General features: G+C 72.1%; 12 protein-coding genes and 3 tRNA genes. 7 read left to right on the top strand and 8 right to left on the bottom strand.

Annotation, left to right across the window (positions count from 1 at the left end; translation table 11 throughout):
- Positions 1–140: 140 nt before the first annotated feature.
- On the bottom strand, positions 141–1580 hold the full coding sequence (locus AB0O76_RS03855; RefSeq protein WP_365485042.1) for an FGGY family carbohydrate kinase: 1440 nt from the start codon (positions 1578–1580) through the stop codon (positions 141–143).
- A 61-nt stretch (positions 1581–1641) separates the two neighbouring features.
- Positions 1642–1947 carry a YtxH domain-containing protein gene (locus AB0O76_RS03850; protein ID WP_365485039.1) on the bottom strand — a complete coding sequence of 102 codons (306 nt, stop codon included), beginning with the start codon at positions 1945–1947 and terminating at the stop codon, positions 1642–1644.
- A gap of 136 nt (positions 1948–2083) precedes the next feature.
- Here AB0O76_RS03850 and AB0O76_RS03845 point away from each other — a divergent pair.
- The 3 genes from AB0O76_RS03845 to AB0O76_RS03835 all read left to right on the top strand — a co-directional run bounded on the left by AB0O76_RS03845 (position 2084) and on the right by AB0O76_RS03835 (position 2486).
- Positions 2084–2156, top strand: a tRNA-Asn gene (locus AB0O76_RS03845).
- A gap of 5 nt (positions 2157–2161) precedes the next feature.
- Positions 2162–2234: transfer RNA gene (locus AB0O76_RS03840), tRNA-Asn, on the top strand.
- 175 nt (positions 2235–2409) lie between these two features.
- Positions 2410–2486 (top strand) — tRNA-Ile (locus AB0O76_RS03835).
- Between the two features lie 111 nt (positions 2487–2597).
- On the opposite strand, the gene AB0O76_RS03830 is transcribed toward AB0O76_RS03835, so the two are convergent.
- Both AB0O76_RS03830 and AB0O76_RS03825 read right to left on the bottom strand, forming a co-directional pair.
- Entirely contained in the window at positions 2598–4187 is a 1590-nt protein-coding gene (locus AB0O76_RS03830; protein ID WP_365485036.1) for a GAF domain-containing protein, read from the bottom strand.
- A gap of 133 nt (positions 4188–4320) precedes the next feature.
- Entirely contained in the window at positions 4321–5358 is a 1038-nt protein-coding gene (locus tag AB0O76_RS03825; RefSeq protein ID WP_365485033.1) for a rod shape-determining protein, read from the bottom strand.
- A gap of 250 nt (positions 5359–5608) precedes the next feature.
- Here AB0O76_RS03825 and AB0O76_RS03820 point away from each other — a divergent pair, with 250 nt between their 5' ends.
- Complete coding sequence (locus AB0O76_RS03820; protein ID WP_365485030.1) at positions 5609–6865, top strand: MFS transporter; 1257 nt, start codon at positions 5609–5611, stop codon at positions 6863–6865.
- A gap of 30 nt (positions 6866–6895) precedes the next feature.
- Here AB0O76_RS03820 and AB0O76_RS03815 read toward each other — a convergent pair whose 3' ends face one another.
- The 4 genes from AB0O76_RS03815 to AB0O76_RS03800 are packed head-to-tail and all read right to left on the bottom strand — an operon-like array spanning position 6896 to position 14231.
- A complete protein-coding gene (locus AB0O76_RS03815; RefSeq protein ID WP_365485027.1) occupies positions 6896–11053 on the bottom strand; it encodes an SAV_2336 N-terminal domain-related protein in 4158 nt (1385 codons plus the stop codon).
- Positions 11043–12095, bottom strand: a complete 1053-nt coding sequence (locus tag AB0O76_RS03810) for a MoxR family ATPase (protein ID WP_365485024.1) — start codon at positions 12093–12095, stop codon at positions 11043–11045. Before AB0O76_RS03810 ends, AB0O76_RS03815 begins: the two co-directional genes overlap by 11 nt.
- A gap of 52 nt (positions 12096–12147) precedes the next feature.
- On the bottom strand, positions 12148–13857 hold the full coding sequence (locus AB0O76_RS03805; RefSeq protein WP_365485021.1) for a trypsin-like peptidase domain-containing protein: 1710 nt from the start codon (positions 13855–13857) through the stop codon (positions 12148–12150).
- Positions 13854–14231 carry a CU044_2847 family protein gene (locus AB0O76_RS03800; RefSeq protein WP_365485018.1) on the bottom strand — a complete coding sequence of 126 codons (378 nt, stop codon included), beginning with the start codon at positions 14229–14231 and terminating at the stop codon, positions 13854–13856. Before AB0O76_RS03800 ends, AB0O76_RS03805 begins: the two co-directional genes overlap by 4 nt.
- Positions 14232–14511: 280 nt before the next feature.
- Here AB0O76_RS03800 and AB0O76_RS03795 point away from each other — a divergent pair, with 280 nt between their 5' ends.
- The 3 genes from AB0O76_RS03795 (at position 14512) to AB0O76_RS03785 (ending at position 22037) form a co-directional block, all read left to right on the top strand.
- Positions 14512–18219 carry a S8 family serine peptidase gene (locus tag AB0O76_RS03795; RefSeq protein ID WP_365485016.1) on the top strand — a complete coding sequence of 1236 codons (3708 nt, stop codon included), beginning with the start codon at positions 14512–14514 and terminating at the stop codon, positions 18217–18219.
- A 210-nt stretch (positions 18220–18429) separates the two neighbouring features.
- Complete coding sequence (locus AB0O76_RS03790; RefSeq protein ID WP_365485013.1) at positions 18430–20817, top strand: glycosyltransferase; 2388 nt, start codon at positions 18430–18432, stop codon at positions 20815–20817.
- The gene (locus AB0O76_RS03785; protein WP_365485010.1) at positions 20814–22037 is read left to right on the top strand and encodes an acyltransferase; all 1224 of its coding nucleotides are present in this window, start codon (positions 20814–20816) and stop codon (positions 22035–22037) included. Before AB0O76_RS03790 ends, AB0O76_RS03785 begins: the two co-directional genes overlap by 4 nt.
- The last annotated feature ends 93 nt before the right edge of the window (positions 22038–22130 follow it).

The following is a 22130-nucleotide window of genomic DNA, read 5'->3' as shown; positions in this document are numbered from 1 at the left end:
GCAACCGATTAAGCCATGACCCGGTAAAAAGTTTGCCTGGGTCAATAAGTAGGTACGTCCCCGCGGGATCGTCGTGGCTGGTCGCGCAGTTCCCCGCGCCCCTTCGGGGCGCTCCTCCCCGGCACTCCTCCCCGGCGCCCTCAGAAACCGCTGGCCGCGAATGCCCCCGGATGGGCCTGCTCCCGCACCGTCCTGTACTGCTGACGCACCGCCTGGCCGACCGGCAGTTCCTCGCCCGGCTCGAAGACCTGTGCCGACGCACCCTGCCACTGCGGCAGTTGGCCCGTCAGGGCCCAGGCCGCCTGGCGTGCCGCGCCGATCGCCGTGTAGTCCGCGGGCTGCGGCACCACGACCTGCGTACCGAGCAGCATCGGCGCCGCGGCCTGCACGGCCGGCAGCTCGGCGGCGGCACCGAGCAGGAACACCCGCCGGACTTCCACCCCCCGCCCCCGCAGCACGTCGAGCGCGTCACCGAGCCCGCACAGCATGCCCTCGAAGGCGGCCCGCGCCAGATGCTCGGGCCGCATCGACTCCCGCCGGAGTCCGGTCAGGGTGCCCGCGGCGTGCGGCAGATTCGGCGTCTTCTCGCCCTCCAGATACGGCAGGAGTACGAGCCCGTGCGCACCCGGCGTCGACTTCATGGCCAGATCGGAGAGCCCTTCGAGGTCGGCAACTCCCAGCATCTCGGCGGCGCCCCGCAGCACCCGCACCGCGTTCAGCGTGTGCACCACCGGCAGATGCATTCCGGTGGCGTCCGCGAGGGATGTGATCGTCCCGCTCGCATCGACCAGCGCCTCATGGTGCACCGCCATCACCGACCCCGAGGCCCCCAACGAGACGACCGCGTCGCCCTGTTGGACCCCGAGCCCGAAGGCCGCCGCCATCGTCTCGCCCGTACCGGCAGAGATCAGCAGCCCCTCGGGTGTCGTACCCGCGGCTTCGGCGGGGCCTATCACCTCGGGCAGCATCACCTGGTGGCCGAGCGCGAGCTCGACGAGATCGGGGCGGTACGTACCTGTCGCCGCCGACCAGTAGCCGGTCCCGGAGGCCCCGCCGCGGTCGGTCGTGCGCCGTGCGGGACGGCCGAGGAGCTGCCACACCAGCCAGTCGTGCGCCTGCATCAGCGCGGCGACGCGCTGCGCCGCCTCCGGCTCGGTCTTCGCCAGCCAGCGCAGCTTCGTCACGGGCTGCCCCGCCTGCGGCACCGACCCGACGGCCTGCGCCCAGGCCTCGCGGCTGCCGAACCCGTCGATCAGATCGGCGGCGGCGACCTGGGCGCGCCGGTCGTTGCCGACGAGCGCGGGCCGCACGGTGTTGCCGTGCTGGTCCAGGGCGACGAGGGCGTTCTGCTGCGCGGCCACGCCGATGGCCTGCACGCCCTCGAGCAGCCCGCCGCCCGCGGCCTCGCCGAGCGAGAGCAGCCAGGCCTGCGGATCGACGTCGGAAGGCCGCCCGCCGCTCTCGGTGCTCTCCAGCGGATGCGGGGCATGGCCCTGCCTGAGTACGGCGCCCGTGTCGGAGTCACAGACCACGATGCGCGTGAAATCGGGCGAACTGTCCAGCCCAGCGACTATCCCCATGCGGGAATTCTGCCGCACCGCGCACCGTGTCCCGTACCGCAGGCCCCAGCCGGCCCTCCGGCTAGGTGTTGCTCGTGCCCCAGTCGTCCTCGACCGGGGCGGACTGCCCGCGCTCGCGCAGCGACCGCACCCGGTCGGCCACCGAGTCGGGCACCCGGTCGCCGACCTTCTCGGACACCGAGTGGAAGGCCTTGCCCGCCACATCGCGTCCCTGCTGCGTCGCGGACTCGACGGTGTTGCGCACGGCCGGGTTCTGCGCGAACTCGCGAGCGGACTTCTTCAACTGCTCGTAACGCTCGCGTCCGGCCCTGGTCCCGAGCACGTACCCGAGAGCCAGTCCCGCCACGAAAGTGAGCCGGTAGCGCATGGCTGCCACCCTTCCCTTGCGTCGGAGGGGGATACCGATTGGCGGAGCACCCCCCTGCTTGCGCTAATGTATGTGTCGCAGCGAGCGACCGCCGCCCGGGAATCCCCAGGTAGGTGACATCGTTGCAACGAGACGATCCCCTGTAGCTCAATTGGCAGAGCAGCCGGCTGTTAACCGGCAGGTTACTGGTTCGAGTCCAGTCGGGGGAGCTCGGTCTCCTGTAGCTCAATTGGCAGAGCAGCCGGCTGTTAACCGGCAGGTTACTGGTTCGAGTCCAGTCGGGAGAGCTGTGAGAAGGACCCCTGAGGCACCACTCAGGGGTCCTTTTCAGTGCCTGGTGGAACCATGCGGGCAGCACTGTGGTCCTCATGGTCGAGCGATGCCGACCATCCGAAGCAGGAGATCGTATGAGCGGCTATGCTGCGGCAGACGGCGCGCACAAATGTGCGCGACGCGCCGTTAGGGGCGGTAGCTCAGCCGGTTAGAGCAGCGGACTCATAATCCGTCGGCCGTGGGTTCGAGTCCCACCCGCCCCACCATTCGTTGCCCATGCAGGAACGTTTTAAGCAGCGGTGACGTGCGGCCCCGCTGCGCGAACGGGCTAGACATCGCCCGCCATCTCCGGTCGTTCTCAAGGGAGGCCAGAGGGGTCAGAGGGGGGCCTGCCACGTGATCGTGGTGCCCGTGCCGACGCCGTCCGTCGTGCCGTCGTCGTAGACCGTGAGCCGCACCCCTGTGCGGCCGTCCGGCAGTGTCGCCCGCGCGTCCACCGCCACCTCGATACGCGTGACGTCGGTGCGGCGTGACGTGGTGGCGAGGGCGCGGCGCAGGGCGGCGAGGAGGTGGCCCGCCGCCGGGTCCGTGACGCGGGTGTCGACGGCTCCCGTGAAGTGCACCGAGGGCTGGACGCCGAGGACCGCGGCCGCGCCCGCCGCCTCGCGGAGCACCTTGCCGCGGAACGTGGTCGGGGCGTCGGCGGGCGGCTGCTGGAGCGCGAAGATCGCCGTACGCACTTCCTGGATGGTCGACTCCAGTTCGTCCACCGCCTGGTCGAGGGTGGACTCCACCTTCGGTGAGCCCGCCCTGCGCCGGGTCGACTCCAGCATCATGCCGGTCGCGAAGAGCCGTTGGACGACCAGGTCGTGCAGATCGCGGGCGATGCGGTCGCGGTCCTCGAACACCGCGAGGCGCTGCCTGCTCTGCTGGGCGTCCGCAAGGACCAGGGCCAGCGCCGCCTGTGAGGCGAATTGCGTGGCCAGCAGGCGTTCCACCGAGGTGTACGCGCGGGCGCCGCGGGAGCGGGGCAGGGCGAGCGTCCCGATGAGCCTGCCGCCCGCCTGCAGCGGCAGCATCATGCTGGGTCCGAAGCGGGTCCGTACGCGGGTGGTCATCCGGGGGTCGGTCGCGGAGTCCTCGATGAACACCGGCTCGCCGCCGAGCAGTTGTTCAAGGACGGCGCTGCCGGGTTCGATGGTGGTGCCGATGAGGTCGCTCTGGGGGGTCGGCGCATGGGCTGCGGGGCGCTCACCGTCCGTGCCCTCCGTCGCCGCGGCGACGATCCGCATGCCCCCCTGGTCCGTGGGCTGCAGGATGACCGCCGCCGTGGCGTCCGCGAGGATTCTGGCCTGTTCCGCCACCGTCATCAGGGCGTCCGCCGCGGGTTCGCCCGTCAGCAGGGCGGTCGTGACGGCTGCCGCGCCGTCGATCCAGCGCTCGCGCTGCCTGGCCGCCTCGTACAGACGGGCGTTGCCGATCGCGATGCCCGCCTGGCTGGCCAGGACCCGCAGGAGCTGCAGGTCGTCCTCCGTGAAGGGGCCGCCGCGCTTCTCGGTGAGATAGAGATTGCCGAACGCCTCGTCGTGGACGTGGATCGGTACGCCGAGGAAGCTGTGCATCTCCGGATGTCCCGGCGGTATGCCGGACGAGCGCGGGTCGGCCGTCAGGTCGTCGATGATCTGCGGCCGGGGGTCGGTGATCAGCGCGCCGATGATGCCCGCGTGGCCGTCCGGGAGGCGGCCGATGCGGTTCCGTTCGGCCTCGGTCAGGCCCGTCGTGAACAGGTCGGTGACCTTGCCGTGCGCGGGGTCGATGACGCCGAGCGCGCCGTACCGGGCGCCGGTCAGCTCGGCCGCGCTGTCCACCAGGTGCTGGAGCGTGGCGTGCAGTTCGAGGTCCGTGCCGACGCCGAGCACCGCGTCGAGCAGCGGGCCGAGGGGGAGGGGCGGGCCTGCGGGGTTCATCGCGGGGCGCCCGTGCGCGCGGCGGCGCCCCGCGTGACCGTCAGCGGCTTCGGCTTCGGCTTCGACATGCGGACGCTCTCCCCGTGAGCTCGGATCGGCGGAAGCCGGCCCGTGTCGGCAGGGGCCGGCCCGATCAGCCGGACATCGGGTCGAGGACCAGCGGCTGGATCTTGCCCTCCAGCATCGCCCCGAGGCCGAGTACGGCGCATGCATCCGGCCGTTCGGCGATCTCCACCGGCATCCCCGTGGCATCCCGCAGCATCTGGTCGAACCCCGGAAGCAGCGCACTGCCACCGACCATCATGATCCCGCGTTCGGCCAGGTCGGCCACCAGATCCGGCGGGCAGTCGCGAAGCACCTTGCCGATGCCGTCGAGCACGGCGGTCAGCGGGGTGTGGATCGCGTCGCGTACGGCGGCGGTTTCGACGTGCACCGAGCGGGCGAGCCCCGTGGCGACGTCACGGCCGTGGATCTCGGTCTTCTCGGGCCCCTGAGGCGTGAGCCCGTTGCCGCTCAGGGCGAGCTGAAGGGGACGTACCGACTGGCTGGGAAGCATCAATTCGTGGTGGTGGCGCAGGTGCTGCACGATTGCGTGGTCGATGGCCTCGCCGCCGACCGGGATCCGCTGGGCCGTCACGATCGCCCCGAGCGACAACACCGCGACCTGCGTCGTCGCCGCCCCGCACACCAGGATCATGGACGCTTCCGGCCGCTCGACGGGAAGCCCGCAGCCGACCGCCGCGGCGATCAGCGTGTCCACGAGCTCGACCCGGCGGGCCCCGAGCCCGACCATCGTCTCGATGGCGGCGCGCTGGGCGAGGGGATCCGCGTCGTGCGGAGTGGTGGCGGCGGCCCGCAGCCGCGGCTTGCGGCGCAGCGCCCGGCGCAGCTTCTCGCCGATCAGGTTCCGCAGCATGCGCTGGGCCATCTGGATGTCGACGACGGTGCCGCCGGAGACGGGGCGCACGACGCGGATGTAGCCGGGGGTGCGTCCCGTCATCTGCTCGGCGAACTGGCCCACCGCGATGAGCGCGCCTGTGCGCGTGTTCACCGCGGCGGCGCTCGGCTCGTCGACGACGAGACCCGCACCCTTCACGAACACCCGGGTCCTCGCGGCCCCCAGGTCGACGGCGATGTGGCAGCGGCGCAATTGCTCCAGACTGACGGTCATGGCAGATCCTCCCGAGAGCGCAGACCGTACGGACCGTCGGACGACGGTCCTGTCTCGCATCGTGCGATGGCCGCGGGCGGCGCGCGCGCTGGGCTGAGCCGGGCGGGGTGCGGCCACACGGGTGGTGTTGGTCGCCTCGCGGGCCGCGCGGTTAGCATCCCGTGTGACGCATACGCCCCCGGAAGAAGACGAAGCCGAAGGCCCCCGGACACCCGGAGCCGACAGCAACCCCCCGATACCCCCGCTTCCAGTGGAGCCCCAGGGGCCCGTCACGAAAAGGCGGATACTCGCCGATCTGACGCCTTTGCGTACGTCCGTCGACTACCGCCGCCTCTGGGCCGGCAACACGATCTCCTGGATCGGCCAGGCGATGACCGCGCTCGCGGTCTCCCTCCAGGTCTACGACATCACGCACTCCAGCTTCTCGGTCGGCCTCGTCGGGCTCTTCTCGCTGGTCCCGCTGATCGTGTTCGGCCTGTACGGGGGCGCGATCGCCGACACGGTGGACCGGCGCAAGCTGGGCCTGTACTCGTCGCTCGGCTCCTGCGGGCTTTCGATCGTCCTCGCGGCGGGCGCGTTCGCGGGCTTCCACCACGTGTGGTTCCTGTACTCCGTGGTCGCGCTGCAGGCGGTCTGCGGGGCGCTGAACTCACCGGCGCGCTCGTCGATGATCCCGCGGCTCCTGCCGCCGGAGCAGCTGCCCGCGGCCAACGCCCTGTCGTCGATCACGACGACGGGGGGCATGATGCTCGGCCCCATGCTGGGCGGGCTCATCGTCGGCCTGTGGGGCTATCAGGCGGCGTACACGGTGGACGCGGTGGCCTTCAGCGCTTCCCTGTACGCGATGTGGCGGCTGCCTCCGATGCGTCCCGAGGGGGCGGGGGCCGGTGCCAAGCGGGCCTCGGTCCTCGACGGCCTGCGGTTTCTCGCCACCCGGCCGAACCTGCGGATGACGTTCTTCACGGACCTGTGCGCGATGGTGCTCGCGCATCCGCGTGCGCTGTTCCCCGCCGTGGCGGTGGTCTGGTTCGGGGGCGACGCGAAGACGGTGGGCCTGCTGGTCGCGGCGCCCGCGGTGGGGGCGCTCCTCGGGAGTGTCTTCTCCGGGTGGATCGGGCGGATCCGGCGGCACGGGCTCGCGATTCTGCTTTCGGTGGCGGGGTGGGGCGCGGCGGTCGCCGTCTTCGGACTGACGCGGAACCTCTGGCTCGGGCTGTTCTTCCTGGCGTTGGCGGGCTGCGCGGACACCATCTCGATGGTCTTCCGCAGCACGATGCTGCAGGCGGCGGTGCCGGACGAGATGCGGGGGCGCCTGCAGGGGGTCTTCATCGTGGTGGTCGCGGGCGGGCCCCGGCTGGGGGACTTCGTGGCGGGGGCGGTGGGGGATGTGGCCTCGCCGCTGCTCGCGGTCACGGGGGGCGGGGTCGCGTGTGTCGTGGCGGTGGGGCTGTTGGCCATGAAGTGGCGGGGGTTCGCGCGGTACGACGCGCGGGCGCCGGAGGCGTGAGGCGGCCCTCGGGGCACGTGGGCGGTCCGTTCAGGTGCCGCGGAGCACGCTGATCAGCTCCGTCAGATCGCCGACCGTGGTGCCGACCCCCGCGTCGGCCAGGCGCTCCCGGGCCCGGCGGCCGGGTGCGTACCCGATGAAGGGCATGCCCAACTCCTTGGCGGCGGTTGCCTCCCGAGGGGAGGAGCCGATCATGACGCAGCGGGCCGCGGGCCGGCCGAGCTGCTCCACTGCGCGGCGCAGACAGTCGGGGTCGGGCATGAGGCGGGTGAGGTCGGCGGTGCGGCCGTGGATTCCGCCGTCCGGCGCGGCATGGCGCACGGCCATGTACGTCGACAACGCGTCCGGCCCGGTGTCGGCGACGACGGCGTAGGGGCGCGGCTGCCCGGCCAGCGCATTGAGCAGCGTGCCCTCGGACGCGGTGGGCCTGTGCGCGTGAACGGCCGCCGTCTCGATGCCGGCGAGTTCGTGGTGCAGGGCCGGGGCAAGTGAGCGGTTCCGGGCGAACGCGCGCAGTACGTCCAGCGGATGGATCTCGTCGCTCCCCGAGGCGGGCGGTGCGACTCCCGCGTCCAGGAGTGGGTCACCCTTCAGTGCGGCCTCCGGGCTGCGCTGTTCGGCGATCACGGCGGCAAGGCGGCGTGCCGCGTCGCGCCCGGCCTTGCCGGGATGGAGCCGGGTCAGCAGGCCGTCGAACCCGATGACCACCGCATCGGCGGAGGCGAGCAGTTCGCCCGCCGATGGGGAGGTGTTGGAGGGCGAGGCGTCGGGTGGCGCCACGGCCGCGATCCGGCAGTACCAGTCGTCCGACTGGGGCACGGCTTCGAACCGGACGTCCCTCAGGCGGCCGAACTCCTCGATCCGATCATGGAGATCGTTGGAGACGACCACGACGGCCTGGGCGCCGGTACCGCTGAAGAGGCTGCGGCGCAGTCCGGTGGGGAACGTCGGCGCGGACACCGTCGGGTCCGGGTCGTGGGTGAGGGTGACGACGAGTCCGAGCACGGGGAACGGTGCGAGCGCGGCACGCAGGCCGGTGACCGTCGTGGTCAGCACGTGCAGTACGTGGACCTCCGGGGCGACGGTCACGTCCCAGCCGTGTTGGCGGGCCCGCATCTCGAACCGGTCCGGGCCGATGCCGCCCTGGATGAAGAGGTGGGAGATCTCCCGGCCCAGCCTGTGCAGGGTCTCCGACTGGGTGCCGGTAGGGCGGGTCAGGTACTCGAAGGTGAGGGTGGTGCCGGGGGGTGTCGGCTGGTCGTCCGGCAGTTCACGGCTGACGCCGAGGTCGTCCAGCTGGGCGCTGGGGAGTTCTTCGTGGGGGGCCAGGACCTCGTCTTCTGTGTGGGGGAACTCCTGGAGCAGATCGGCCAGTTCGGCGGCGTCCTCGGCTGAGGCATCCCCGTCCCGGCCTTCCAGATCGCCCCACGTGCGCAGCAGGGACTGGCGCAGTTCGGCGATGGTGACGCGGGTGGCGAGGGCCGCCGGGCCGGGAACGTCGAGCAGCGGGGTGCCGCGCCACAGTTCAAGGGCGGACCGCACGAGCTGCCGGGAGCGGGTGAAGTCGCCCGCGAAATAGGCGTCCTGGGCGTCGCTGGCCAGCCGCTGGCAGTGGAACAGGTCGACGCTGTCGGGGCCGGACGGCAGCGGCAGGGAGTAGCCGTCGTCGTCGGCGATCAGGGTGCCGGGGCCCAGCGCCTCGTCCAGGCGACGCGCGGCGGCGTGCAGGTCGTCCTCCCTGTCCACGGGGGCGGAAGGGCCCCGGATTCCCTCGGCCAGTTCGGCGTACGACACGGTGCGGCCCCGCTGGAGCAGCAGCATGCACAGCAACGCCTGCTCCTCCGGTACGTCGACGGCGAGGAGGCGGCCGTGCTGGGTGACCCGGAGCGGGCCGAGGACGGAGTAGGAGCGGGTGTGGGCGGAGGGCTCGGAGAGGTTGATGAGTCGCTCGGCGCCTCGGCCCTGGACGTCCGGGTTGGAGGAGTACAGCTCCTGGACGGCCGCGGCGATCCTCTCCTTGGTCGTCCCTGTCTGGAGTTCCGCTGCCTCGGGCCGTGAAAGGTGCGGCATGGATGAGGGATTCGGGCTCAGCTGGCTGACCAGCGAGGCGAGTCCGCTGAGGTTCGAACGCAGCTTCCGGAAGCTGTACTCGGAGAGGGCGAAGTCGGCGGTCAGGACCGGCCCACGGGGGGTGACGATGATGTGTGACGGGCGGAGGCTCTGGAGGGGCAGCCGGCGGTAGTGCAGTGCGTTGACCGCATCCGCCAACGGCGGCACCACCACGTGGAGTTGACTGGTGCGGAGGCTGTATCGGTATCGCGTGAGCAGGGACTGCAGGCTGCCCCCGTCCACGAACTCCGTGACCAGGTACGCCACTCTGCGCCCGGACGCGTCGTCGACGCCGTGGTCGATGACCCGTGCCACGTTCTCGTGACGGAACTCGACGAGCCTGTCCCCCCACTCCCGTGAGTACGGCGATCCCTGCGGATACTGCTTCACCACCACCGCGGTTCCGGGGCGGTGGACGTCCTCGGCGCGCCACGTGCCGCCGTTCTGCCCGAGCTGCTCGACCAACCGGTACCGGCCGGCGAACAGCCCTCCCCTCGCGCCCCCGCCCAGCTGCCGCACACTCTCCGGAGTGACCGTCGCAAAAGGCTCCCCCGCGGGAGCCCGGCCCTCGGCGCCCCCGCCCGCGGAAGGCGCCACCGCCCGCAGCTCCCCCGGCGCCACCCCCGCCCGCTCATCGATCAACCCGCCCACCCGGGCAAGGAGATCCCGCGTACGCCCCCGCGCGGTCCTCGGCAGCGTGCGGAGCAGCAACTCCCGTACCCCGTCGCGGAATTCATACGCCCCGGCGCCCACGCCAGAAGAAAGCATGCCGCTCAGGATCACCTCCGCCAGGTGCTGCGGGCGCGGACGCTCCTCCACCGCCGCCTGGACCAGGCGCATCACCGGCAGTTGTGGTTCGCCCACCGCCAGGTGGCCCGCGAGGCGGAAGGCCTCGGGGGAGGCGGTGGAGCGGAAGCGGAGTACCAGGTCCTCGGGAGTGAGGTCGGAGACGGCCTCGGCCTCGGGCTCCGGTGCGGGTGGGGTGCGCATCAACCAGGCCACCGAACCCGGCAGTTGGCTGCCGCCCGCGTCCGCCACCAGTGACGCCCAGTGCGACAGCCACGTCGGCGATGGTTCAAGTACCGGGATCGGCGTCGCGTCGGAGGGCGAGGGTGCGGGGTCCGCCGCGTACGGCGTGAAGGTCAGGGAGGCGGAAGGTGAAGCCGGGTGCGGGGCGGAGAGGGTGCCCGGGGTCGTGGGGAGCGCCGTGGTGCGCCAGAGGCGTTCCGGGAGTGGCTGGATCAGGGCCAGCGGCAGTTGGGAGGCCCAGCGGTGGAGCGTGCGGTACCAGAGGGTGCCCGCGGGGCCTTCGCGCCACTGCGGGCCCATGCAGTCGCTGATCAGGAGGACGACCGTGCGGCCCGTCGCGGGCCCGTGCGCGGCCTGGGGCGGGAGCTTGCCGTCGGGTGTCGCACGATGCAGCTCCACCGTGCGGAAGATGCCGGACTGGGCGAGCGCGGTGTGCAGTTCGTGGACCAGGGGGCGCCAGATCGGCATCGTCGGGCCCGCGTCGTACACCAGGCAGAGGCGCAGCCAGCGCTCGTCGGCGGGGCGGAGCACCGGAAGCCAGCCGCGCGGGTGCCCGCCCAGGCGCGCGATGCGGTGCGCTGTCGCCTCCTCGTCGATGACCTGCCCGACGGGGGAGGGGACGCGGCGTTTGAGGGGGCGCAGGGCGCGTTGCAGGGCGAGAGGGTGCGTCACCATCGGGGGGACGGGGACGCGGAGGGGTGTGTGGTCCGACATCTCCGGTGCACTTCCCGGCCCGGGAGGCGGTGTCGGGGCGGACCCGCCCGTCGGGGCCGGAAGGCGCAGCGGCACCCGGTCGTCCCTGGGTGGATCAGGCGTCGACCATGCCGGGTTCGATGGCGCGGGGCGCGTCGGCGGTGGTGGTGTGGAAGGCGTCGGCGGTGCGTCGTCGGGGACGTCCGGCGGCGTCGGCTCGGTGCCGTCCATCTGCCGCGCCAGCCACACCAGTTCGGCCAGCTCGATCGACGTCGGCCGGGAGCCGTCCGCCGTCCGCGCGAGGAGATCGGCGAGGCGCGCGAGAGGTCCCCGGTGCCGGGGCTCGTCAGAGTGCATCGGGGCCCGGATCCGCCGACTGCGTCAGATACGGCATGAGTTGGCGCGCGAGGTCGTCGCGCGACGCGGCGTCGACGCCCGCCGCACCGGTCAGATAGATCGCGTTGAGCAGCTGGTCGGTGGCGAGTTCGCCGCCGGTGCCGCGTTCCAGGAAGCGGGCGATGAGGGAACGGGCGTACGCGTCGGGCTCGCCCAGGTGGGCGCGGACGATCTCCTCCAGATGCTCGTCCCGCGGCTGGCGAAGGCGCAGTGTGACGCAGCGGCGCAGGAAGGCGGGAGGGAACTCGCGTTCGCCGTTGCTGGTGAGGACGACGAAGGGGAAGGCCCGGCAGCGCACGCGGCCGCGCTCGACCGCCACCGGGTCGTCGGAGCCGTCGGTCAGCAGCTCGGCCTTCGGGGTGTGCTTGGCGATCCGGACCAGTTCGGGGATCTCGTACTGGCCCTCCTCCAGGATGTTCAGGAGGTCGTTGGGCAGGTCGAGGTCGCTCTTGTCGATCTCGTCGATGAGCAGGGCGCGGGGGCGGTCGTAGGGGAGGAGGGCGGTGCCGAGCGGGCCCAGGCGGAGGTGGTCCTCGACGCCCGCGCCGGAGCGGCGCTCCTCGGCGCCCGCACCCCCGGAGCGGCCGTGGCGCATATCCCGCGCGGCCTGGTCCTTCGCCGCGTACAGACGGGAGAGCGGGTCGTACTGATAGAGGCCGTCGTGCAGGGCGCTGCGGCTCGTGATGTTCCAGCGAAGGACCGGGCCCAGGCCCAACTCCCGTGCCACCGCGTACGCGAGGCTCGACTTGCCGCTGCCGGGCGGGCCCGTCACCAGGAGCGGGCGCCTCAAGTACAGGGCGGCGTTGACGAGTTGGACGCAGGTCTCCGTGGCGCGGTACGTGTGCGCCCGGTGGACGCGGTCCGGGGAGGTCGCCGAGCCGTCGTCCGTGGGGGTTTCGAGGACCGGGCCGCCGTCGAAGGCGCGCCAGGGCGGGGGCGGAGGCAGCTCGGTGATCCCGTCGTGGGGCTCGTTCGTGCCGGTGTAGACGGGCCACAGGGACATGGTCTGGGTTCTCCGGTTTCGTACGTCGGGCTCACGGTTTCGTACGTCGGGCTCAGGCGACGGGGGAGTGGCGGTGGGCGGCGGGTGCGTCGGGGAAACAGCGCGGGTCGTCCCAGAGGAGCTGCACGTCCCGCGCCCAGTGCCTGTCCGGCTCGTCCGCCGCCCCGGCGGACTCGCGCAACGCCAGTATGGTGCGCGGGAGTTCGGCGGGCGGAGTTCCGTCCACATGGGCCGAGATGCGGTCGAGGAACTCCGAACCGGCGCATCCCGCGCCCGCAGGGCCGTGCCCGTCGGCGCCCTCGCAGCCCGTGCGGGGCCACAGCAGCACCGGCACGGGCGCGGTCAGCGAGACGTCGAAGTGCGTCACGTCGGCGCCCGGTCCGGTGCGGTCGGTCGGGGGCGGTGCCCCGAACCCCGCGAGGTCAGCGCCGTCCCGCCGCAGCCGGAAGCGCAGCTTGTTCGGCTTCTCCTGGGTGCCGCACTCGACGCGGTGCAGGGATGTCGCCGTACGGCCGTCCAAGTGCTCCCATTTGCGGGCCAGTTGGTGACGCAGACCGCCCTTGCGGCGGGACCGCTCGGTGACGACCAGCGGATAGGAGCAGCCGAGCGGCGTCGGGTCGTCGGCGCCGCACTCCCACTGGGCCACCGGCCAGTTGAGCAGCGCGCGGGGCAGCACGAAGGCCAGCAACTCGTCCGTACCGGGGGCGAGATGGGAGAAGGCGTCGTCGACGCTCTCCTGGACGTAACTCCGCACGCGGCCGGTGGCCACGGTGTCCGAGCCGACGGGGTGACGGTGGCCCTCGCGGTACGCGGAGACCTCGACCAGGAGCTGGTCGTCGCCCGCGCCGCTGTGGTCGATCTCGACGAGGATGGGGGACCAGTCCGGCGGCGCCCCGGACGGTGCCGTGGACCGGGGTGCGTCGAGCAGCCCGGTGAGCCGGTCGGCGAGGCGGCTCAGCGCTTCCGGCTCTTCGACCTCCGACAGTACGTACCAGGCCGCGGACCACAGCGAGCCGAAGCCGCCGTGCGGCACGGGCGGGCCGAAGGGGCCCACCGCGTCGTTGTACAGCCGCTCCGGGTCGACCGCGGGACCGCTGCCCGCCGCCCGATCCACCAGCTCGCGGAGCCGCTCCTTCGCCGCCCGGTGGTGGCCGGGGGTGGGGATCAGGTCGCCGAGCGGGGCCCAGTAGCGGGCCATGACGGAGGTGGGCAGCATCCTGCCGTTGCGTACGCCGGTGGACGCGCGTGCGGCGGCCGACACCATGCCCACCACACGGTTGCTGTCCGCGAGAGTCACCGCCGCGCCGCTGAACCCCGGGGCGAGGGGCTGCCCGTGGGCGCTCCACGCCTCCAGCTGCACCCACTCGTCGGCGATCAACTGGGCGGCGGTGGCCCGGTATTCGGCGAGGGTGCCCTCCGGATAGCCCTTCGGGAAGCCGTACACGAGGAGCCTGGGCCGGGGTTCGGCGTACGCGTCGTCGGGCGCCGCGAACTCGGCGGGCCGCACCGGCACGGGGTGCGCAAGCTCCAGGACGGCGAGGTCACCCGGATCGACACCCGCCCCGTCCCACCCGCCGTGCGCACCGACGGCCGCGGGCACATCCCCGAGGTCCCCGCGGTGCGGAAAGGAGACGGTGAGCGCCGCCCGATCGCTGCCCCGCACGACATGCGCACAGGTCAGCACATGCCGCTCGGACACCAGGAACCCGGCCCCGACCTCGCCGCCGCAGGCGATCCGGGCATGCCACGTCGCACTGCTCATGAGGAGGCGGTGGCCTCCGGGGAGCGGGGGGCCGGCTGCGGGGCGGCGGGATCGGCCCCGCCCGGCGTCCACGCCAGGCGCACCACCAGGTGGCCCTCCGCCGTGCCCTTCACGATCACCGCACCGGCCTCCGCCGTCATCCGGACCCCGAACTCGATCTCCACCGAATCGGGGCGCAGGCTGCCGTCCCGGAACACCCGCAGTGCGGACTCCGCGGCCGCTCGCGCCCCGGCCAGTGAGCCCTCGAAGGTGCGGGCGGCCTGTGCGGGTCCTTCGCCGTGGCGCGAGATGAGGTGGGAGCCGTGCAGGTCGTCCACGTCGGCCATGACGACCCGCGCACCGTCATCGGTCCTGAACTCCACCAGATCGTCCATCACTGCCCCCGTCGAACCATGCGTACCACGCGCACCACGTTCTCTATGTGCTGACTGCTCATACGTGCTCATGACTGTCTGCCAACTGCATTGTCACGGAAGGTGCTTGTCTCTGTCAGCCATCTTCCGGGCAACGGCCTGAGACGGGTGTGGCTGGCGGGAAGGTGCCCTGGCGGCTTCCCGCCAGGAACGGTCAACACCCCCGCAACACAAGCCCCCTGACACTCGTCGCAGCACCCGGGGACCACCCCCGCCCGGGTCCGACGAAGAGAGGGCACCCATGACCAGAGCACCCGCGTGGCGAAGAGCGAGGCTCCTTCCGGCCGTCGGCCTCGCGTTCGCCCTGCTCCCGGCAGGGCAGGCCGCTACCGCGGCTCCTTCCGACGTGCCGCACGGGCGGGCCACCCCCGCCGCCCACACCGTCACCCTGGTGACCGGCGACAAGGTCACCGTCACGGAACTCGGCGGCGGCAGGAAGACCGTCACCGTCGACCGGCCCGCAGGGGCCGCCGGAGCCGTCCGGAGTGAGATATCGGGCGGCCGCATCACCGTCGTACCGGACGAGGCGCGGCCCTATCTGAGCGCGGGGACCCTCGATGAGCGGCTCTTCGACGTCACGGAGCTGATCCGGCAGGGGTTCGCCGGGAAGAAGGCGGGCGCCGCCCTGCCGCTGATCGTGACGTATGAGAAGAAGGCGCGTGCGGCGGGCCGGGATGTGCCGCGCGGTGCCGACAAGGTGCGGTCCTTGCCGAGCATCGGCGGCGTCGCGGTGAAGGCGTCCGAGCCCGGTGACTTCTGGCGGGCGGTGGCGCCGGATGCCACCAAGTCGGCCCACGCAAAGGGTGGTTCGGGCGGCTCTCTTGCCGACGGCATCGGGAAGATCTGGCTCGACGGTCGTGTCGAGGCCGACATGGCGCAGAGCAACGAGCAGATCGGCACCCCCAAGGCCTGGGAGGCGGGGCTCACCGGCAAGGGCGTGAAGGTCGCCGTCCTCGACACCGGAGTCGACACCTCCCACCCCGGTCTCAAGGATCGTGTCGACGCCACCAAGAGCTTCATCCCGGGCGAGGAGGTCGCCGACCGCAACGGCCACGGCACCCATGTGACCTCGACGGTCGGCGGCAGCGGCGCCGGGTCCGACGGCGACAAGGAGAAGGGCGTCGCGCCCGGCGCCGCCCTCTCCGTCGGCAAGGTGCTGAGCGACGAGGGGTCGGGCAGCGAGTCGCAGATCATCGCGGGGATGGAGTGGGCGGCCAAGGACGTCGGCGCCAAGGTCGTGTCGATGAGCCTCGGTTCGCAGGAGGCCAGCGACGGCACCGACCCGATGGCCGCCGCCGTCGACACGCTCTCCAAGGACACCGGTGCCCTCTTCGTCATCGCCGCGGGCAACACCGGCGCCCCCTCCTCGATCGGCTCGCCCGGCGCCGCCGACTCCGCGCTGACGGTCGGGGCCGTCGACTCCGCCGACAAAGCCGCGTACTTCACCAGCCAGGGCCCCCGCTTCGGCGACAACGCCCTCAAGCCCGACCTGTCGGCCCCCGGTGTCGACATCCTCGCCGCCCGTTCCCAACTCGTCGGCGGTGCGGGCTACTACACCGAGATGAGCGGTACGTCGATGGCGACCCCGCACATCGCGGGCGCCGCCGCCCTGCTCGCCGAGAAGCACCCGGACTGGAGCGGCGCGCGGCTCAAGGATGTGCTGATGTCGACGTCCGCACGGCTCGACGCCTCCGCCTACGAGCTGGGTGCGGGCCGCGTCAGCGTGCCCGGCGCGATCGACGCCCGGATCACCGCGAGCGGCAGCGCCGACCTCGGCTTCTACTCCTGGCCGTACGGCGACAACAAGCCGGTCACGAGGACTGTCACGTACACCAACTCATCGGACGCTGCCGTGGAGTTGAGCCTCGCCGCCGAGGGTGCGGCGGAAGGCGTCGCCACCCTCGCCGACAAGACGCTCGCCGTCCCCGCGCACGGCACCGCGTCGACCACGGTGACCGGTGACGGCGCGAAGGCGCCCGTCGGCAACACCAGCGGCCGTATCGTCGCGAGCGCCGCCGGGAAGCCGGTCGCGCACACCGCGTTCGGCCTGGTCAAGGAGGAGGAGCGGTACACGCTCACCGTCCGCGTCAAGGACCGTGACGGCGCCGCGACCGGGGCGGGCCTCGTGTTCCAGCGCCTCGCCGAGGGGGTCGACCCCATCCAGACGGAGGTCGGGGACACCGGCACGCTGGAGCTGCGTCTGAAGCCGGGAACGTACGCCCTGTCCTCCTTCCTCGACGTGCGCGGCTCCAACGGCAAGGACTCCCTCGGCCTCGGCTTTCTCGCCGCACCCGAGATCGTCCTCGACAAGGACCGCGAAGTCACCCTGGACGGACGGAGGTTGCGCGAGATCGGCGTGGACGTCGGTCGCCGCACGGAGACCCGCCAGCTCCTCATGGAGTACGACCGGAAGGCGAACGGCGCCGAACTGATGGGCGCGGTCCAGGTGCCGGTCAAGTACGACAGCGTCTTCGCGGCGCCCACCGAGAAGGTCGAGGAGGGCAGCTTCGAGTACCGCACCGTCTGGCGCCTGGGCAAGCCCACCCTGGACGTGAAGGGCCTCGGCGAGGTCGTGCCGCAGCCCGGCGGCTCCGTCACCGACGGCCGCAGCAGGCTGCCGCTCGTCGACGTGGGCGGCGGCACGGCCGCCGAGTACGCGGGCAAGGACGTCAAGGGCAAGGCCGTCGTCGCGCGCCGCTCGGCGGCCGCGACACCCGCCGACCTTGGGCAGGCCGCACAGGACGCGGGCGCGAAGGCGCTGTTCGTGACGGACGACGTGCCCGGGCGTCTCAACGCCTGGTTCGGCACGGACGACAACGCGGACCGGCCGCTTCAGATCGGCACGGTCGGCGCGGCGGACGGCGCACGGCTCATCGCGGCGGCGAAGGCGGGCAGAGCCGTGGAGACCACGGCGACGTCCCGCACGCCGTATGTGTACGACGTGTCGGAGGGCCACAAGGGAGCGGTGCCGCGCGACCTGACGTACGAACCGTCGAAGCGTGAACTCGCCGTCCTGGACACGAAGTTCCACGCGGTGAAGCCGGTGGCGGGCGGGGAGTTCCGCTACTCCCTGACGGACACCTTCGCCATCGGGTTCGGCTTCCAGGAGAAGATCGACTACCCCGTCGAGCGGACGGACTACGCGTCGACGGGGGCGGGTCAGCTGTGGCACGAGTCCGTGTCGGTCGGCCCCGGCGCGCTGGAGGAGCGCGGCGGCCTGGTGAGCTACCGGGGCGGCAAGCACGGGACGCTGAACTGGTTCAAGCCAGCATGGCATCCGTGGCTGGGGACGGGGCTCGGCTGGGGGCAGCAGCGGTCCGGGAACTCGCTGCAGTTCAACGTCCCCGGGTGGGGCGACTCCGGTCCTGATCACACGGGGTTCGGCGACGTGTGGAACGACGACTCGATGACGCAGGTCAGTGCGGTGTACGCGGACGGGGAGCTGGTGGACCGGCGGCAGGGTTCGGGGGTCCATGTGTGGGACGCGGATCCCGCCGAGCGGACGTACAAGGTCGTGACGGACACGACGTTGGATGCGGGGCGGTGGCGGCTTGCGACGAAGGGCCACTCGGAGTGGACCTTCAAGTCGGAGGAGACTCCGGCCGACCGGCAGACGTTCCTTCCCTTGCTGAACCTCGGGTTCGACGTGGACACGGATCTCGCGGGGGACGTGCGGGGTGGGCGGACCGTGGATGTCGGGATCTTCTCCGAGTACGTCAGGGGGGCGGTGGATACCGGGACCATCGGCGGCGGCAAGCTGGAGGTGTCGTACGACGACGGTGCGAGCTGGGCGGAGGTCACCCTCGACCGGGACGGCGAGAAGGCCGCCTGGGGAGGGAAGTTGAAGGTTCCCGGGTCTGCTGAGTACATCTCGCTGCGGGCTTCGGCGAAGGATGACCGGGGCGGTTCGGTCACGCAGGAGATCGTCCGGGCGGTGGGGGTGAAGTAGGGGCGGGCCCTGCGGGGCACGCCCTCCCCGCAGGGCCTGCTCTCGCCCTGCACGGAGTCGTAATCCAGGCGTTACGCCAGTGAAGGTGCTGTGTCACAGTGATCGTTGAGGCTGATGTCGCCGATTGCCCCGGTTTCTGGGGCTAGTTGGCGGCTCAACAAACGAAATCCGGTCCTCCCCCCACAATCCGAACAGGATGGGACCACACTGATGACCCTTCAACTGCCCATGGGGCCCGATCCACTCAGGTCGGCCCCGCTCCACGGCGGCCACGTCCTGGCCGTCGGTTCGCCCGGCCCCAGCCGGGAACTGCTCACCCGGACGCTGAAGCTCACCGGGTACGAAGTCACCCATGCCGTACCCGGCGACGTACACCGCCAGGTCAGGCTGACGCCCCCGGACGCGATCGTGGCCCTCGACGACGGCCCGGACGGGCGCCGGCAGGGCCTCGACGTCATACGGGAGGTGCGCGCCGACCCCGCGGGGCAGGCGCTACCGCTGCTCATGGTCACGGGGGCCCGCACCCACGCCCCCGGCGCCGTCGCCGATCTGCTGCGGCACGGCGCCGACGACTGCCTGCCGGAGGCGTCCGACCCGCGTGAACTGTCCGCGCGGATAGCGGCCAAGCTGCACCGCGTCCCGGTCCCCGTCGAGAACCTGCTGCGCGATCCGCGCACCGGCCTCTACTCGGGTCCGCACTTCATGGACGAACTCGACCGCGAGCTCAGCCGCCCGCCGGCCGCCCGGCGCGGCGGTGTGCTCGCCGTCGTCGGCGTCGCCGAGATGGCCGCCCTGGAGACGCGGCTCGGGCCGCGAGTGCGGCGCGAGGTCGCCGAGCGGCTCGCAGGCGTGGCAGAGCGGCTCGGCGGCGTCTGCGACCGGCTCGGCTGGGACGAGGACGGGCAGCTGCTCGTGCTGATGCCCGGTGTCGACGAGGAGACCGCCACCCGGAGCCTGCGGGAGTTCGCCGCGTCCGTGGCGGGCACCCGGTTCGTCGTCGCGGACGAGAACGTCCGGCTCACCCCGGCGATCGGCTGGACACCGCTCGCCGAATACGCCGACCACACCCGGGCTGCCGAGCACGCGCGGGACGCCGTGTCCGAAGCCGTACGCCACCGGGACCTGCGCCCGGTGCGCTACGAGCCGTGGATGCGGGCGAGCGCCCCGCACGGCCACCGCCGCGCCCGCGCCGGGTTCCGGGTCCTTGTCACCTGGCTGACCCGGCTGATCTCGCCGGTGCTTCCGCTGGTGCTCGGCGTGGGCGTGCCGTTCGCGCTCTACCAGCAGGCGTACGAACTGGGCTGGGACGCGGCCGGGTTCGCCTACTGGGTGGTGGTGGCCGGGCTCGTGCTCTCCGCCCTGCTCATCATGCTGGAGTGCCTGTTCTCGCTGGACGCCACGCCCAGGCCGGACGGGCCGGGCGCGCCCTATCCGGCCGCCAGCGCCGTGATTGCCGCCTACCTGCCGAACGAGGCCGCGACGATCGTCGACACCGTCGAGTCGTTCCTGCGGCTCGACTATCCAGGCGAGCTCGAGATCGTCCTGGCGTACAACACACCGCACGCGCTGCCCGTCGAGGACACCCTGCGGGACATGGCGGCCCGCGATCCGCGCCTCGTGCTCCTGCCGGTCGTGGGCAGCACGTCCAAGGCGCAGAACATCAACGCGGCGGTGACGCGGGTGCGCGGCGAGTTCGTCGGCATCTTCGACGCCGACCACCATCCCGCGCCGAACGCCTTCCGGCACGCCTGGGACTGGCTGTCCAACGGCTACGACGTCGTGCAGGGCCACTGCGTCGTACGCAACGGGGACAGCTCGTGGGTCGCACAGACGGTCGGCGTCGAGTTCGAGACCATCTACGCCGTCAGCCATCCCGGACGGACCCGGATGTACGGCTTCGGGGTCTTCGGCGGGTCGAACGGCTTCTGGCGCACGGACCTCCTCGCCAGGACCCGGATGCACGGCTCGATGCTCACCGAGGACATCGACTCGACGATGCGCGCCCTGAACGAGGGTGCGCGCATAGCCATGGACCGGACGCTCATCTCGCGTGAGCTCGCGCCGACCCTGCTGCGGCCGCTGTGGAACCAGCGCTCGCGCTGGGCGCAGGGCTGGCTGCAGGTGTCGCTGCGGCATCTGTGGGGCGCGCTGCGCTCGCCGGTGTTCTCGCGGCGCCAGAAGACGGGCCTTTTCGTGCTGCTCGGCTGGCGCGAGGTGCAGCCGTGGCTGACGCTGCAGATCCTGCCCATCCTGGCGCACGCCGCCTGGCGTGCGGGCGGCGTGGACCGGCTCGACTGGGCGGTGCCTGTCTGCCTGATGGCGGCGGCCGTCACGATGTCCGCCGGGGTGGTGCAGGCCGCCTTCGCCTGGCGGCTCGCGGTGCCCGAACTGCGCCGCCGCAAGCGGTGGTTCTGGCGCTATCTGCTGGTCTCGACGTTCTTCTACTCCCACTTCAAGAACATGGTGGCGCGCCAGGCGCATCTGAAGGAGGCGCTCGGCGACCGGCAGTGGCGGGTCACACCGCGGGCGGCTTCCGCGTCCGCGTCTGCGTCTGCGTCCGCGTCTGCGTCCGCGCCCGAGCCCGCGGGGCGGTCATGAGCACCCTGACGGCCACCCGGCCCACAACACCGGCTCCCGCTCCCCGCCCGTCCCGCGGCCGTGCGCTCGAACTCCAGGGATACCGCGGCCTCGCCGCCCTGAGCACGGTCCTCTTCCATGTGTGGCAGGAGTACTACACGTACGACGCGGCGGGCGCGCACCCTCCCGTCGAAAGCCCCTGGCTGGGCGCGCTGATCTCACTGGAGGTGATCGACCTCTTCTTCGTGATGTCCGCGTATCTGCTCACGCTGTCGTACGCCCGAGCGGCCATCGACGGCGGCGCGATCCGTACCGGCCGGAGCTTCCTCTTCCGGCGGGCGATCCGCATTCTGCCGCTGTACTTCCTGGCGGTGCTCGTCGTCTGGGCCAGCCGCAACCCGACGCTGCCGGGCGACTGGCGCGACCTGGTCGAACACCTCACGTTCACGCACATCTTCGACCGGGAGCGCATCTTCTACACGCTGGGTCCGACATGGTCCCTGTCCCTCGAAGTCGCCTTCTACCTGGCGCTCATCGCGCTCGGCCCGCTCGCGGTGCGGGTGTGCCGGAAGCTGCGGACACGGCGGGCGCGGGTGGCCGTGTGCGCATCGGGGTGCGCGGCGCTGTTCGTGCTTCCGGTGGTGTGGATCTCCGTGGCGCACTACGTCGTCGGGGTGCCGCACACCGACTGGCCGGTGTACTTCGGACCGCAGGCCCGCTTCGGGGGCTTCGCGGCCGGCATGGGGCTCGCGGTGCTGCTCGTGGCCCTCGGCGAGCGGGGCAGGCTGAGCGCGCGGGCGACGGTGCCGCTGTCGGTGGCGGTGCTGGCAGGGCTCTACGCCCTGTCGTACCTCTCCGACCCGGAGAACTTCGCGCACACCTACTACCACCCGATCGCGGCCGTGCTGTGGTTCGCCCTGCTCTACGCCACGCTGCACGTCCGCCCGCGCGAACAGGTGCGCTGGCACGTCGTGTTGCGGGCGCGCTGGGTGACGGCCGTCGGTCTCATCAGCTACAGCCTCTACATCTGGCACGAGCCGGTGATGCTGTGGCTCATCAAGTCCGGCCTGCTGCCCACGAGCCAGGCGGCGTTCCCGCTGGCGGCACTGATCGTGCTCGCGACCGCGGTGGCCGTCGGCACGGCGAGCTACTGGCTCGTGGAGTACCCGGCGAGCCTGCTCGGCAAGGCGAAGGACGCGAAGGGCGGGGCGCGGGACTTCTATCCGGGGATCCGCAGCTGACGCGGCGACGCCGCCTCCCCGTGGGACGGGGGAGGCGGCGTCGCTGTGCGAACCCTTGGGGGACTTGCTCAGGATCTTTGGATCTTCCAACTC

This window comes from Streptomyces sp. NPDC086554 (assembly GCF_040686095.1).
GTDB lineage: Bacteria > Actinomycetota > Actinomycetes > Streptomycetales > Streptomycetaceae > Streptomyces.
Note: the sequence above shows the minus strand (reverse complement) of the source record. Positions and strands in the feature narration are given on the sequence as shown.